The sequence below is a fragment of the Pseudomonas sp. UBA5568 genome (genome assembly GCF_002425525.1).
Classification (GTDB): Bacteria; Pseudomonadota; Gammaproteobacteria; order Pseudomonadales; family Pseudomonadaceae; genus Aquipseudomonas; species Aquipseudomonas fulva.
In genome coordinates this window covers 177600-192809 of sequence record NZ_DIMK01000001.1, presented here as the reverse complement: position 1 = coordinate 192809, position 15210 = coordinate 177600, and the positions used below count along the sequence as shown (strand labels likewise).

The window sequence follows — 15210 nt, the reverse complement described above, 5'->3', positions numbered from 1 at the left end:
GCCATTGTCGACCTCACCCAGGCTGCGAATAAAGGCCCTGCCACGCACGAGCACATTGCGTCGGGCGCAATCGAGCAACCTGCTAACATCGCCCTTTCCCAACGTCGTCTCGGAAAACGGCCATGCAACTGCCTGACATGAACCTGCTGGTCGCCCTCGACGTGCTGCTCGATGAGGGCAGCGTGGTGGGCGCGGCACAACGTATGAACCTCAGCCCAGCCGCCATGAGCCGCACGCTGGGGCGCATACGCGAGGCCATGGGCGACCCCATCCTGGTGCGCGCTGGCCGCGGGCTGGTGCCCACACCGCGCGCCCTGGCCCTGCGCGAGCAGGTGCATGGCCTGGTGGAGCAGGCCGGGCAGGTGTTTCGCAGCCGTGAAGGCGTCGACCTGTCCAAACTGCACCGTGCCTTCAACGTGCGTACCAACGACCTGTTCATTGCCCTCTACGGGGCCAAGCTGCTGCGCATGATGCTGGCCGACGCGCCCAATACCGTGCTGCGTTTCGTGCCCGAAGGCAGCAGTGACGACGATGCCATGCTGCGCAACGGCCACATCGACCTGATCGTCAGCTCCTCCGTGGAGCTGGGGCCGGAGATCAAGGTGCAGAGTTTGTTCAGCACCTACTTCGTCGGCCTGGCGCGCATGGAGCATCCGGTCTTCGACCAGGACATCACCCCACAACGCTTCGCCGCGTTCCCGCAGATCAGCGTGTCGCGCCGGGGCCGTGCCAACGGTCCGATCGATGTGGCCCTGGCCAACCATCGGGTCGAGCGCCGGGTGGCGCTGATTACCACCAGCTTCCACTCGGCGATGTTCTCGTTACCTGACTCGGACCTGATCCTGCCGATCCCGGCCAACATCCTGAACAGCGTCCAGCGTCTGAAGCTTCCCCTGCGCTCCTTCGAAATTCCCGTACCCCTTGAAAAAGTGAACGTGATGCAGGCCTGGCACCCACGTTTTGACAACGACCCGGCCCACCAGTGGCTGCGTCAGACGATCAAGGCCTGTACCCGAAGCGACCCTTGAACATGGGATCATTGCGTTTGACGCAATATAAAACTGCCAATAATTCAGTTTTCGTCAGCATTCACCCTGCCTAAAATCGCTCCAGTCGTAAAATTGTTGCTGGAGATGTCTCTAAATGAATGCCGTTTCTGCCTCAGCGAGTGGGCTGGCTGCCACGCCTGCACCGGCCGCCCCCGCACAGGGCGCGTTCGGCCTGCAGGTGGTGGTCGGGCTGTTCGGCGTGTTACTGGCGGTGCTCTGTGCGGGCCTCAACGAGTCCGTGACCAAGATTTCCCTGGCCGATATCCGCGGGGCCATGGGCATCGGTGCCGATGAAGGGGCCTGGCTGCTGGCGGTGTACAGCGCAGCCTCCGTCTCGGCAATGGCCTTTTCGCCCTGGTTGGCGACCACCTTTTCCTTGCGGCGCTTCACCTTGGCAGCCATTGGTACCTTCGCGGTGCTGGGTCTGCTGCAACCCTTCGCCCCCAACGTGCACAGCCTGATGCTGCTGCGGGTGCTGCAAGGGCTCGCCTCGGGTGCACTGCCGCCGATGCTGATGAGCGTGGCGCTGCGTTTCCTGCCTCCTGGCATCAAGGTCTACGGCCTGGCGTGCTACGCCTTGACGGCCACCTTCGGCCCCAACCTGGGTACACCGCTGGCTGGCCTGTGGACCGAATACGTCGGCTGGCGCTGGGCGTTCTGGCAGATCATCCTGCCGTCGCTGGTGGCCGGTGGCTGCGTGGCATGGGGGTTGCCGCAGGACCCATTGCGCCTGGAGCGTTTCAGGCAGTTCGACTGGCGTGGTGTGCTGCTTGGGTTGCCGGCGATCTGCGGTATCGTGCTGGGGCTGTCCTTGGGCGATCGCTGGGGCTGGTTCGATTCGCCGTTGATCTGCTGGCTGCTGGGCGGTGGGCTGCTGCTGTTGGTGCTGTTCATGTTCAACGAGTGGTCCGAGCCCCTGCCGTTTTTCCAGCTGCGCTTGCTGGGCCGGCGCAACCTGGCCTTTGCCCTGCTAACCGTCGCAGGCGTACTCATCGTGCTGTCGGGTGTGGGTAGCCTACCGTCCGCCTACCTGGCCCAGCTCCAGGGCTACCGGCCCGCCCAGACCAGCCCGCTGATGCTGCTGGTGGCCATGCCACAATTGATCGCCCTGCCGCTGACCGCCGCGCTTTGCAACATCCGCGCAGTCGACTGCCGCTGGGTGCTGGGTATCGGCTTGGCAATGCTGGCCGCGTCCTGCATCGGCAGCAGCCTGCTCACGAGCCAGTGGATCCGCACCGACTTCTACCCGTTCTACCTGTTGCAGGTGTTCGGCCAGCCGATGGCGGTCCTGCCGTTGCTGATGCTCTCGACCACGGGCATGAGCCCCCAGGAAGGCCCCTTCGCCTCGGCCTGGTTCAATACCGTCAAGGGCTTGTCCGCCGTCGTGGCGGGCGGGCTGCTGGATGCCCTGGGCACGCTGCGTCGGCATTTTCATTCCAATCACCTGGTCGACAGCCTTGGCAATGCCCCGTTGCTGGACGACCACGCTGCCAGCCTTGCCAAGCGTATTCATGACCAGGCGCTGGTACTGACCTCGGCCGACCTCTACCTGGTCCTGGCCGTCATTGCCGTGGCCCTGATCTGCCTGATCCCTGTCATGCCCACCCGGGTCTATCCGCCGCGCGCGGTGGCCTGACCCCCGTCTGAATTCGAGAAACGCCAAATGACCATCCACCGTAAAACCCTGTTCATCGGCGCTGTGCTGGCCGTGGCCGTGCTGGCCGCCCTCGTCGGCCCCTGGCTGGTGGGCAGCGATCACCGGCAGAGCACCAACGATGCCTACGTGACCGCCGACTACACCGTGGTCGCGCCCAAAGTCGCTGGCTTCATCACGCAGGTGCTGGTCGAGGACAACCAGCAGGTCAAGGCCGGCCAACTGTTGGCCACCATCGATGCCCGTGACTACCAGGCTGCCCTGGACGCTGCCCAGGCGCAGCTGCTGGTGGCCAAGGCCCAGAGCACCGATGCCCGCGCCACCCTCGACCGCCAGGACGCGCTGATTGCCCAGGCCCAGGCAGCGGTGAAAGCCGCCGAAGCCGAGGCGGCGTTCGCCGATCATGAGGTGCGCCGCTACGGGCGCCTGGCCGAGCACGGCGCCGGTACCGTGCAAAACGCTCAGCAAGCGCGCAGCGCCGTGGACCAGGCCCGTGCCCGCCTGGCCAATGCCCGCGCAGCTTCGGTGGCTGCACGCAAGCAGGTGGACATCCTCGCCGCCCAGGTCGCCAGCGCCGATGGACAGCTCAAGCGCGCCGAAGCCGGGGTGGAAAAGGCCCGGCTGGACCTCTCCTATACCCGCATCACGGCGCCGGTCGACGGCATGGTCGGTGAGCGTGCGTTGCGCATCGGGGCCTACGTCAACCCAGGGGCGCGACTGTTGTCGGTGGTGCCCCTGCAACAGGCCTATGTGGTGGGCAACTTCCAGGAAACCCAATTGACCCACGTGCAGCCTGGTCAGCCGGTCAGCATCAGAGTCGATACCTTTGCCGATGAACAACTCCATGGACACGTCGAAAGCATCGCTCCGGCCACAGGGGTGACGTTCTCCGCTGTGAAGCCGGACAACGCCACCGGCAATTTCACCAAGGTGGTTCAGCGTATTCCGGTGAAGATCGTCTTCGATGACGGGCAGCCGTTGTTGACCCGCCTGCGTGTCGGCATGTCGGTCGAAGCGACCATCGACACGACCCGCGATACCCAAGGCGATAAGCTGGCAGGCAGCGGGGTGACAGCCCGATGAACATCGCTCACGCGCAGAGCCCTGCACCCGCCCGCCCACAAGTAGTCAGTTCATCGCGGCCCGTCACGCGTTTCAGGACAAAGACCCCTGCAGCCGTACTGCTCGCTGCACTGCTCACGGGCTGTACCCTTGGCCCGGACTTCCAGCGCCCTGACGCCCAGGCGCCCCAGCAGTGGGACCCGTTGCAGGGTGAACACGCGCCCAGCCAACCTGTGGCCGAGCCCATCCAGTTGCGCTGGTGGGACAGCTTTCACGACCCACGACTCAGTGCACTGATCGAGCAGGTCGCCACGCGCAACCTCGATCTGCAGATCGCCAGTGCCCGCTTGCTGCAAAGCCGTGCGCTGCGCAGTACTGTGGCCGCCGACCAGCAGCCGTCGGTGGACGCCAATGCAGGCTACAGCCGTGCCCGCAACAGCGCCGAGGGGCTGAGCGACCCCTCGGGCAACGCGGGTAAATCGGCCTTCAACCTGTGGCAGGGTGACTTGGTGGCAGGTTGGGAGCTGGACGTCTGGGGGCGTGTGCGGCGTCAGGTCGAAGCGGCCGACGCCAGTGTCGAGGTCGCCGAGAACGACCGAAACGGCGTCCTGCTGGCCCTGCTCGCCGAAACAGCCGGTGATTACATCCAGCTGCGTGCGGTGCAGCATACGTTGCAGGTGACCGAGGACAACCTCAAGGTCGCGCGGCACAGCCTTGAATTGTCCGAAGACCGTCAGGCCGAAGGCGTGGCCACTCGGCTCGACGTGGCCCAGGCCAACGCCCAGGTCGCCTTGATCGAATCTCGCCTGCCCACTTTGCAGGCACGCCGTGACGATTTGATCAATGCCTTGAGTCTGCTGGCGGCCGAGCCCCCACGCAGTCTGCAGGACAGCCTGCTGCAAGCCGGTGAGCTACCCGACCCGCAGCAGACGTTCGCCATCGGCGTGCCTTCGGAACTGGCCGAGCGTCGTCCGGACATCCGCCAGGCCCAGGCGCGCCTGCATGCTGCCACGGCCAGCATCGGCGTGGCCAAGGCAGATTTTTATCCGCGTATCCGGCTGTCTGGCAACGTGGGCTTCCAGGCCATGCAACTGGCTGACTTCGGTGCCTGGGACTCTCGCCGCTTCGCCTTCGGACCGCAGCTGTCGCTGCCGATTTTCGAAGGCGGTCGCCTCAAGGGCACCTTGGCACTGCGCCAGGCGCAGCAGCAGGAAGCGGCCCTGAACTACCGCAAGGTGGTGCTGGGGGCCTGGCATGAAATCGATGATGTGCTGCGCCTTTACAACGCCAGCCAGCTGCGTCGCGATCGCCTCGCCGAAGCCGTGCGCCAGAACCGCATCGCCCTGGAAACGGCCCAGCGTCAATACGTGGAAGGCGCGGTGGATTTTCTCAATGTACTGACCGTGCAGTCGGCCTTGCTGGCCAGCGAAGAGCAGTGGATCGACAGCGCTGCCGCGGTATCCCAGGCCCTCGTGGGGCTGTACAAAGCGCTCGGCGGAGGGTGGCAGGCGTTCGACAAGGTCTGAGTGCGCAGCGCCGTCACCGACCTACAGCGTTCGTGACAAGCCAAACCGTTTGCGCAGCACCTTGTCCAGTAAACGCTGCGGCACCAGGCAGGCCATCAGTGGCAAGGCAGTGCTGCCGTTGCCCAGCCGCACCCGTGCTGGCACTGGTGAACGCTGGGTCGCTTTCAGCACGCCCTGGGCAAAGACCGCTGCCGGTGTTGGCCGGTCGAGCGAGGCGCGGGCCCGGGCTTGAATGTGTTCACGCAATGGCCACCACGGCGATTCCGGCGCCAGCACCTGCTGCGCCTGCTGCTGGGCGTGACTGGCGAACTGCGAGGCAATCGCTCCAGGCTGCACCTCCATCACGCGTATGCCCATCGGCGCAAGCTCCAGGCGCAAGGCGTCGCTCAAGGCCTTCACGGCGGCCTTGGAGGCGCAGTAGGCGCCGGCGAACGGCGTGACCAGCACCCCGGAGACACTGCCGATGTTCACCACCAGGCCTTTGGCGCGACGCAACTGGGGGAACAGTGCGCGTGTCACGCCGACCAGCGCGAACACGTTTGTCTGGAACTGGCGCTGCAGGGCGTCGACCCCGCCATCGAGCACCGGCCCCATGGCGCCGTAGCCGGCGTTGTTGATCAGGATGTCCAGTGCATCGAGCTCTTGCGCAAGCAGGGCCAGGGCGTGTAGGTCGTTGACATCCAGTTGTCGGGCAACGAAGCCCGCAGCGGCCAGGCGCGCCACATCTTCAGCCTGGCGGGCGGTGGCCCAGACCTGATGACCGGCATCGCGAAACGCATCGGCCAGGGCGCGGCCAATGCCGCTGGAGCAACCGGTGATCAGGACAGTCGACATGCAGAAGGCCTTTGGGTCTGGGTAGAGGGGCAGTGGGTGTGCGCCGAGTCGCCGATGCGTCGCCAGCAGTGGGGCATCGACAAGGATTCAGTTGGCAAAGCTGCCTTGCAGGTGCTCGGCCCTGAACGCCAACGTCTGTGCACGGTAGCCCGAGCGTAGCGCAGGCAACGGCAGGCAATCGGACCACTGCGCGCCGGGTTGCAATTCCCCAGGCCCACGGTAGCGCGGTGCATTGTAGGTGTTTTCTGCCAGGTTGACGGTGTCGCCAGGCGCATAGGCCGCCACACGCCAGCGCAGTTCGGTGAGCGGAACCTTGTTGTCGTTCTTCAGGGTGACCTGCAAGGGGCGGTCGGCGGGGCATTGGGTGGGGGCATAGGCCAGGCGCATGTCCAGGCGGGCCAGTTGCGAGGTTTCGCGAGTGTCCTGCCAGATGACGAACAAGGCCACCAGGCCCAGACCACCCACCGCAGCCAACGAAATCGGCAAGGCCTTGGCGGGGTAGCGCAGCAACAGCACCAGCCAGGTGAGGATAAGGAGAGCGCCGATGATCATGAGGCTTGCAGACCTTGGTTGCGCGAGGGTTGAAGCATCGTAGCGTGAAATGGGGGAAGGCTCAAAAGGGGAAGGCTTGGCCGGCTGTGGATTGAGCAAGGTGGGGTGGGGGCTGAAGCGCCGGAGCGCGAATCAGCCCCGGGGCTTGAGCCCCCCTATCACCGCGCAATCACTGCGAAGCAGCCTTGACCGGGCCGCCACATTGCGCCGACTCGGACGTACGCCCGTACACATCCTCAAACCGCTCGATGTCATCCTCGCCAAGGTAGCTGCCCGACTGCACCTCGATGATCTCAAGGGGGATCTTGCCGGGGTTGCGCAAGCGATGCACCGACGCGATCGGAATGTAGGTCGACTGGTTTTCGGTCAGCAGGAATACATTCTGATCGCACGTCACTTCAGCCGTACCCGATACCACGATCCAGTGCTCGGCGCGGTGATGGTGCATCTGCAACGACAGGCTGGCCCCCGGCTTGACCGTGATGTGCTTGACCTGGAAACGCCCGCCCATGTCCACCGAATCGTACGAGCCCCACGGGCGGTATACCTCCAAGTGGTTCTGGGTTTCGCTGCGACCCTGGGCGTCCAGGGTCTTGACCATCTGCTTGACGCCCTGGACCTTGTCCTTGTGGGCAATCATCATGGCGTCCTTGGTTTCGACCACCACGATGTTGTCCAGCCCGATCACCGACACCAGCTTGCCGTTGCCGTGAATCATGCAGTTGTGGCTGTCCTGCACCACCACGTCACCCTTGGTGACATTGCCGTGGTCATCCTTGTCGTGCACATCCCACAGTGACGACCAGCAACCCACATCGCTCCAGCCGGCCGACATGGGCACCACGCAGGCTCGCTGGGTCTTCTCCATCACGGCATAGTCGATGGAGTTGTCCGGGCAGCAGGCGAAGCTCGCTTCATCGATGATCAGCGTGGTGCCATCCACCTGGCTGCGCTCCAGCGCCAGCAAACAGGTGTCGTAAATGTCGGGGTCGTGCTTTTTCAGCTCTTCGAGAAAGCGGCTGGCACGGAACAGGAACATGCCGCTGTTCCAGAAATACCCCCCGGCCTGAACGAACTCGATCGCCCGCTGCTCGTCAGGCTTTTCGACGAACTGCGCCACTCGCGCCACGCCTTCGGGCAGCAAGGCATCCTGGCTCGAGCGAATGTAGCCGTAGCCGGTTTCAGGCTTGGTCGCCGGCACCCCAAACAGCACCATCTCGCCGCGCTCGGCGGCCACGGTGGCCAGCGCCAACGCCCGCTGCAGCGCCTTCTGGTCATCGATGACATGGTCAGCAGGCAGCACCAGCATCAACGCGTCACGCCCTTCGTTGACCAGTTTCATGGCGCTCATGGCCACTGCCGGCGCGGTGTTGCGCCCGAACGGTTCGAGCAGGATGCCCTGGGTTTGCAGGTCGAGCGCGGCCAGTTGCTCCTGCACGATGAAGGTGTGCTCCTTGTTACAGACCACAATGGGTGCGTCCATGCCTTCGAACACCAGACGTTCGAGTGTCTGCTGGAACAGCGTGTGCTCGCCGGTCAGGGCCAGGAACTGCTTGGGGAACTGCTTGCGCGACAAAGGCCACAAACGCGAACCGCTACCTCCAGAAAGAATTACCGGGATCATCGTGTTTCTCCAATCGTCATTGAGGGCAGGGCAATCAGTTGCTGCTCACAGGGCGGGTGACCCATACCGGCGACAGCGTGCTGCCGGAGCCGGTGACATACAGCACGGCCGCTTCGCCGCGCTCCAGGGCCACGGGTTTCACGTCACCGACTTTCCGGTCGCCCTGGAACAGCGCCAGGTCCACCTTCACAGGGTTGATTTCACGCTCGCCGCGGCCATTGGCGGCGACTGACTTGACCACTTCGGTCTTGCCATCGGCGGTTTTCAGCGCCAGCGTCTGGTTGCTCAGGTTCTGTACCCGTACCAGCGCTTTCTGCTTGTTCTTGAACGGCGGCTCTTCGATCAGTAGAGGCGTACCGGCAGGGCTGTTGACCAGGGTGTAGTACTGGTCCGAGGCCAGCTTGACCGGTACGCGCTGGCTGCCGACCTGAGCGGTGTAGTCACCGCCTGGCAGGAAACTGAAGTCACTGCTGGCCTGGGGGCCGACCGGCTTGATCTGCGTGTTGCCGACGGAGGCGCCAGCCGGTGCGCTGCTTGCGTTGTACAAGCGCACGAAGGTCGAGCCCTTCGGCGCGCTCGGGCCGTAAAGCGCCGCGTCGGCGCCGGCATAAGCCTGTACTGATGCCAGGGACAGGCCGGCTGCGAGGGTCAGGGCTTTGGCGATGGAAGATGGAGTCGTCATGGGCATTGCCTCTTTCGGTCAGTGGGTGGTTCGGGTGGCCGTCAAGGCCAGGTTTTTTTCGGCGTCGCGCGAGTGCTTGAGCTGAGCGACCCAGTGCGGATCGATGCCGTCGAGTTCAGGTTTCATGGGCAGGTAGCGCTCCGGGAATTCCCACACCACCACTTGTGGCGCGGCATGTTGGAAGGCATCGCTTTGCAGGTACTTGAGCATGGGTAGGAAGGGCCCGTGGCCGTCCTCGGCATAGTTGGCCACGTCGCTGTGCAGCGCCTGCTGCAGGGCGCCCACGAAGTTCCAGCGGGGGTTTGCGCTGTAGCTGGTGCCCACCAGCGCCACGGGGATCTGCTGGTCGGCGAACAACGCATCCCCTGCGTCGGCTTGAGCTGCAACAGGGCGGGTGGTGCGTTGCTGGAGGGTGTCCGGCGGCGGCAGCAGGTGGGAGAACAAAGGATCCAACGGCAGGAAGTTGGTCAGGTCGCCCTTGTACGGCGCACTGCCCTGGGCCTGGGTGACGAAGGCTTGTGGGCTCGCTTCGAGCAGACGCTGGCGGCTGACGGCCGCAGCCAGCGCTTGTGCTGCCACTTCGGCACCCAGGGGCGTCCAATGGGTATCGGTGCGCAGAAACACCTGGCCGCGGGCCTTGGCCTGTTCCAGCGGGGCCATCAGGTCCGGGGCGAACACATTGGCCTGGCGTGCCTTGGCATGAAACTGGTTGTACAGCTCCCCATGCAGGCTCGCCGGTCGTGTCTGGCCAAGGTGTTCGTCGTACACCCGCGCCTTGGCCGGCACGATCGCCAGCACCAGCTGGCTGCCGTGCCGTTGCAGGGTGTCGCGCACGCCGCGGATCAGCGCCAGGTTCTCCTGCACCAATGCCTCGGCACCGGCGGTGGGCTTGAACTCTTCGTCACTGAACAGCCACTGGTCGCGCCCCAGCACCACGCCTGGCCGCCCTTCGTGGAACAGCTTGAAATCCAGGGCGGCCCACACGTTGGTGCCCAGGCGCTTGATCGGAAACGCGGCGTCGTAATGTTGTTCGGTGGCCTTGGCCAGCTTGCCGTCGAGCAGGCTCATCTGTTCGGTGCGTTCAAAGCCGTGCAGGCTTGAGGTCGACCACAGGCCCATGCCCGTCAACAGGCCGAGGAAAGACAAGCAGTAGGTCATGCGAAGTGTCCGGGTCATCACATCGGCCTCAGAACTGGAAATAGAGAAACGGCGAATAGCTCTGCGCCGACAGCTTCAGGATCGACGCGACAAACAGCAGCAGCACCAGGGTTCGGGTCATCACGCGCGTCCAGCCAAGGCCGAGCGAGCCATCACGGTTGATCTGCACTGGCGTGGCGGTGGGTGATGCGGTGGGCGTGGTTCGGGCGTTACGGTAAACATCGCGCAGGCCGAAGAAGGCCAAGGCCAGGTAGGCGATCACCAGAGTCGCCACTTGCAGGCCGGTCAGCTGAGCGCGGTTGAGTTCGGAAAGCTGCCAGTGGCCGAAGCTGAACATGGCGCCGTACATGCGCGCTGCGACGTGCAGGTTCTCGGCCCGGAACACCACCCAGCCCACCACCACCAGCAGGAAGGTGAAGGCCCACTTGACCGGGTTGAAGCGCTGCGGGTGGGTGTCGATGCCCAATGCCCGTTCGATCGCCAGCCACACGCCATGCCAGGCGCCCCAGAGGATGTAGGTGACGTTGGCGCCATGCCAAAGCCCGCCCAGCAGCATGGTCAGGAACAGGTTGCGGTAGGTGTTGAGCGTGCCTTTGCGGTTACCGCCCAGGGTGATGTACAGGTAGTCGCGCAGCCAGGTGGACAGGCTGATGTGCCAGCGCCGCCAGAACTCGGTGATGGACTGGCTGATGTAGGGCTGGCGGAAGTTTTCCATGAAGCGAAAGCCCATCATCAGGCCCAGGCCGATGGCCATGTCGCTGTAGCCGCTGAAGTCGAAATACAACTGCGCGGTGTAGGCCAGCGCGCCCAGCCAGGCATCGCCGGTGGTGGGCTGCTGCAAGGCGAAGCAATGGTCTGCCACCACCGCCAGGGTATCGGCGATGAATACCTTCTTGACGAACCCTTGCATGAAGCGCGTGCAGCCTTCGGAAAATTTGTCCAGCGTATGCGTGCGGTGGTTGAACTGCTCGACCAGGTCCTTGAAGCGCAACACCGGCCCGGCGATCAGGTGCGGGAAGATCGCCACGAAGGCGGCGAAGTCGATCAGGTTGTCGGTGGCCGGGGTATCCCCGCGGTACACGTCGATGAGGTAGCTGATGGACTCGAAGATGTAGAACGAAATGCCGATTGGCAGCAGCACATGGGTGAGGATGAACGGCTCAAGGCCGAACGAGGTGATGATCGCATTGAGGCTTTCGACGCCGAAGTTGGCGTACTTGAAATAGCCCAGAATGGCCAGGTCCACGCCAACGCCCAGCAGCAGCCAGCGTTGCGCGGGCTTGCTGCGCACACCGGCGGCACCGACGTTCAGCCCGATCCAGTAGTTCCACAGGGTGACGCCGGCGAACAAGGCGAGGAAGTCCACGCGCCACCAGGCATAGAAGAGGTAGCTGGCGATCAGCAACAACGCGTTGCGATAGCGCTGCCCGCTCAGGTAGTACAAACCGAGGAAGATCGGCAGGAACAGGAACAGGAACACGTTGGACGAAAAGACCATCCCGGTTCTCCTAAAGACTCACAGCATCCAGGGCAAAGCGCCCCCCAAACCCCCCACAGATAATCGGGAGGCCACCTAGCTTTGTGCAGGCGGTGTGTCGTCACGACACGCCGCCCCTTGCACGGTCTTGCGTTAGTGCTTGCGCATTGCGCCTGGGTCATACACGCGCGTCATGTCCCCCCCCATGCGGAAGCTGTTGAACGGCTGCATGCCCTGCTTGCGCGCCAGGGTGTCGCCCACGCAGTGGTACAGGGCGCACCAGGGCTCCAGCCAGGCGTACTTGGTGTCGACCTTCAGGTCCTTCATGTCCTGTTTCTCGCCTGCGCGCTCGGCGAAATGACGCGGGTCGCGGGCGCCGGCCAGTACCCCTTCGCCCAGGCGCTGCAAGGCAAAATTGTTCTCGGCGCGCAGGTCCACGCCGTTGGCCTGGGCAAAGCTTGCGATCAATGCCAAGGGCGGCAGGGCATAGTTGTGATAGGCCAGCGCACGTTGCTTGCGTTTGATCTCGTTGGGCAGAAAGCCCTGGTCGTCGACTTGATTGACGCCGACCTTGTATTGCTTCACTGCCCAGTCGAACAGGTCACGGCGGTCGGTGGCCACGGCCGTGGCCATGACCGACCAGGCCGCCCAGTAGCTGTGATTGTTGATCTTCTGCAGCGGCAGGTCGCTCCAGTCGCTAACCGTCTGCTGGGCCAGGCGAGCGAACCATTTCTCGATCAGCTCGGCTTCGGCCTGATGCGCCGCCAATGGCCTGGCGTTGGAGAACTTCAGGCGCAGCCATGACCCGCTCAGGCTGCCCAAAGCCCATTTGCGCATCGATTTGCCGGTGTGGTTGTAGTTCGTGGACATCAGTGCGTCGGCCCGTGCCCAGGTGCCCAGCCACGTCAATGCGCAGTCCAGCTGCGCCGGTCGACCGTCGCGCATGTACTGGGTGACCAGTTTGCTTACCCCCTTTTCCAAGGCAGTGATGTCCTGGGTGGAGGTCCGAAAGGCGTGCTCGGAAGCCACATTGAGCGTGGCCCGCGCCTTGTCCGAGCCTTCGTACTTGCTGCGAAACTGCAGGGCACCGGTATACGGAGTGGGCGGGGCTTCGCAGCGAAAATCGCCGGTACCCGTCTTGAGTTTCTCGATGCCTTCGTAGTAACCCTGAGGTGGCACCAGCGAGGCCTGCGCGGCGCTTGCGAACAGAGCGAGGGCGAGCAGGGCCGGGCGCAGAATCAGTTTGTAATGGGTCATGTTCGCCTCACTGGCCGGCCTGCGCGGTCTGCGCAGGTCCGGCGAAGTCGTTACGTTTGCACAGCTTGGCTTCGAGCTTCTGGGTGCCTTTTTCCGGCCCCTGCACCTCGAAGGCCAGCAGCTTCTGATCGGCCCAGTCCTGGTCCTCGCGCATCTGGAACACGAACCGGCCATCGGTATCGGAGGTTTCGGGCTTTTCCAGCTTGATGTCCTCGTGCCGGCCGTTGAGGTACCAGAGGGTTGCCTGCAGCACCTTCACTGAGGGGTCGTCGAACTTCACGTCCATTTGCAGGTGGCGGTTGACCAGCGGCTTGATCACCCCACCCTTGCCATTGACCATCAGGGTGTTTTTGCCCGGCTTGAGCGTAGTCTTGGCGCTCATCAGCGCCGGGCGGTCGTCGCAGCCGTCGTCGAGCAGGCCGAGGATCTGTCGCCAGATGGTTTCCTGCTCCAGGCTGTAGAGGGGCGAGAATTCCCAGACCAGGATCTTGGGTGGATGCTTGCGGAACTCCTCGCTGCCCAGGTACTGAATCATCGAGCCCTCCAGACCGCCGCCGGGGAAGGCGACGTTGAGCACATCGGCGCCGATGTACTGCTCCAGAAACCCGGCGAAGTTGTAGTTCTTGCCGCTGTGGCTCGTGCCCACCAACGTGATCTGGGCATTGCCCTGGTCGCCGAACAGGTCGTCGTCATCGCCGCTGGCCCCTTTGGGTTCGGTGCTGAACTGGTCCATGTACTGCACCGCGTAGCTAGTGCCGCACAGCTGCCCGGCAACGTTGTGCAAGGTTCCGGTCTTGCCCATGCGCCCGGACTTGACGGTTTCGAATGCCTTGCGCGGGATGCCCTGGAATGCAGGCATCGTGTGCACGGTGTCGGCCACGATACGGGCAGCGCGCTCGGCGCCGTAGGGCGTCCAGTGCTGGTCGCCACGGAAGTAGAAATCCTTGCCCTGGTCGGCGGCAGGCAACTGCTCGTTGGTCAGCGGCGACAGGTCGGGCACGTTGTAGCCCATGGCGGCGAAGCGCTTGAGCATGGCCTGGTAGTTGCCCAGTGCCTTCTGGTAGTCGAACGCGGCTTTTTCTGCCGGCTCGAGCATGTTTCTGTTCACCAGGCCCCGGGTCGGCTGATACACCACTACCAGTTCCACACCGCGTTTCTTGAAGGCGTCGTGCACCTCCTGCAGGCGTTTGTACCCGGCAGGGGAGGTGTCGAATTCGGTGCGCAGGTCTTCACGGGTTCGGAACAACCAGTCGCCCTGGCCCTGCACCAGGGTGGTGAAGTTCTGCTGGTAGCGGGTGGTGTAGCGGCTGGCATCGTGTGCCTGCGGGCACAACTGGCAGCACGGCACCGCCGTGAAGGTAGGGGCCTGCACGGTGTCGGCGCGTGAGCCCTGACTGATGGCCAGGAGGGCGCAGGTGACGCCCAGCACGGTAATCGCTTGTGGAGTCATGGTCCGGGCTTCCTTATTGGATCAATTCGGTCTGGCGCTCGACCGGGTCGATCAGCACGGCTTTGCGCTGGCGTACCAGCAGGTCGAGGATTTCATCCTGGCGCTGGCCCAGCACACCGTTGAAGGTGATCCCGCTGGCTTTGCGCGGCGCCAGCATGGCCACGTCGTACAGCTCGACCGACAACGGCGAGTCGATCGACAGCGGGCCAGAGCCGTTGGCCGCCAGTTGCCCACCCACCAGGATCAACGACACCTTGGTGTCGAACGGGTCGAGGGCAATGTCGCGGTCGGTGTCGGACAGGTCCTTGATGTGGCCGTAAACGCCCACCAGACCGTTGGCCATGGCGATGTTGTCGTACAGCCGGATGTTCACGCTGTTGCGCACGCGAATGCCATGGCGTCGGTTGTTGACCAGCGTGTTGCCCCACAGCAAGTTATCGCCGCTTTCGTACAGGGTGATGCCGTCGGTGTGGTTGCGGTAGATCTGGTTGTAGGCCACCAGGTTGTTGACGCTGTTGCGATCGATCACGACGCCTGACAGCTTGTTGTCGAAGCTCTTGTTGTTGAAGATCCAGCTGTCGTTCACCTCCCGCGAAACGATGATGCCGTGCTTCTTGCGCGTGCCATGCACGCTGTTGCCGGCGATGATCAGCCCGTGGGAGCGGTCGTGCGGGTCGATGCCGTAGACGATGTTGTCGCGGTAGGTGTTGTCCTTGACCACGAAGTCGCGCGTCTCATAGCAGTAGAAGCCGTACCACAGGTCGCTGAACTGCGAACCGATGATCCAGCCGGTCGGCTCCGCCCGGCCCATGCGCTTGGCCAGGTTGGGGGTGTACTGGGAAATGCTCACGCCATAGGACTTGGACTTCGCATAGCCCAGGCTGG

The 15210-nt window shown here is 63.9% G+C and carries 13 protein-coding genes; 4 read left to right on the top strand and 9 right to left on the bottom strand.

Translation table 11 applies throughout. The annotated features are described in order from the left end of the window. The first annotated feature begins 122 nt into the window (after positions 1-122). The 4 genes from B2S33_RS00920 (at position 123) to B2S33_RS00905 (ending at position 5291) form a co-directional block, all read left to right on the top strand. Entirely contained in the window at positions 123-1028 is a 906-nt protein-coding gene (locus B2S33_RS00920; protein WP_023534365.1) for a LysR family transcriptional regulator, read from the top strand. Positions 1029-1143: 115 nt separating this feature from the next. Continuing rightward, positions 1144-2685, top strand: coding sequence for an MFS transporter (locus tag B2S33_RS00915; protein ID WP_028687637.1), 1542 nt, complete (start codon positions 1144-1146; stop codon positions 2683-2685). A gap of 27 nt (positions 2686-2712) precedes the next feature. Further along, a complete protein-coding gene (locus tag B2S33_RS00910; protein ID WP_288649494.1) occupies positions 2713-3786 on the top strand; it encodes an HlyD family secretion protein in 1074 nt (357 codons plus the stop codon). Then, positions 3783-5291 (top strand): efflux transporter outer membrane subunit, encoded by a 1509-nt coding sequence (locus tag B2S33_RS00905; RefSeq protein ID WP_081783964.1) that lies wholly within the window; start codon positions 3783-3785, stop codon positions 5289-5291. The genes B2S33_RS00910 and B2S33_RS00905 overlap by 4 nt, the downstream gene beginning before the upstream one ends. 21 nt (positions 5292-5312) lie before the next feature. Here the strand turns inward: B2S33_RS00905 and B2S33_RS00900 are convergent, their stop codons facing one another. The 9 genes from B2S33_RS00900 to B2S33_RS00860 form a co-directional block, all read right to left on the bottom strand. Continuing rightward, complete coding sequence (locus B2S33_RS00900; protein ID WP_288649492.1) at positions 5313-6125, bottom strand: SDR family oxidoreductase; 813 nt, start codon at positions 6123-6125, stop codon at positions 5313-5315. Positions 6126-6212: 87 nt separating this feature from the next. Then, positions 6213-6677: a hypothetical protein gene (locus tag B2S33_RS00895; RefSeq protein ID WP_027914437.1), complete on the bottom strand. Its 465-nt coding sequence runs from the start codon at positions 6675-6677 to the stop codon at positions 6213-6215. A 169-nt stretch (positions 6678-6846) separates the two neighbouring features. Continuing rightward, complete coding sequence (locus B2S33_RS00890; RefSeq protein WP_288649490.1) at positions 6847-8301, bottom strand: mannose-1-phosphate guanylyltransferase/mannose-6-phosphate isomerase; 1455 nt, start codon at positions 8299-8301, stop codon at positions 6847-6849. Positions 8302-8335: 34 nt separating this feature from the next. Then, the gene (locus tag B2S33_RS00885) at positions 8336-8983 is read right to left on the bottom strand and encodes an alginate O-acetyltransferase AlgF (RefSeq protein WP_288501326.1); all 648 of its coding nucleotides are present in this window, start codon (positions 8981-8983) and stop codon (positions 8336-8338) included. Between the two features lie 18 nt (positions 8984-9001). After that, the gene (locus B2S33_RS00880; protein WP_027914440.1) at positions 9002-10159 is read right to left on the bottom strand and encodes an alginate O-acetyltransferase; all 1158 of its coding nucleotides are present in this window, start codon (positions 10157-10159) and stop codon (positions 9002-9004) included. Positions 10160-10169: 10 nt separating this feature from the next. Further along, positions 10170-11639 (bottom strand): MBOAT family O-acyltransferase, encoded by a 1470-nt coding sequence (locus B2S33_RS00875; protein WP_059183321.1) that lies wholly within the window; start codon positions 11637-11639, stop codon positions 10170-10172. A gap of 132 nt (positions 11640-11771) precedes the next feature. Continuing rightward, positions 11772-12875: a mannuronate-specific alginate lyase gene (locus B2S33_RS00870; protein WP_242810124.1), complete on the bottom strand. Its 1104-nt coding sequence runs from the start codon at positions 12873-12875 to the stop codon at positions 11772-11774. Between the two features lie 7 nt (positions 12876-12882). Next, complete coding sequence (locus B2S33_RS00865) at positions 12883-14325, bottom strand: alginate O-acetyltransferase (protein ID WP_288649488.1); 1443 nt, start codon at positions 14323-14325, stop codon at positions 12883-12885. Positions 14326-14338: 13 nt separating this feature from the next. Beyond that, a partial coding sequence (locus B2S33_RS00860; protein WP_288649487.1) for a NosD domain-containing protein occupies positions 14339-15210 on the bottom strand: 872 nt, incomplete at its 5' end.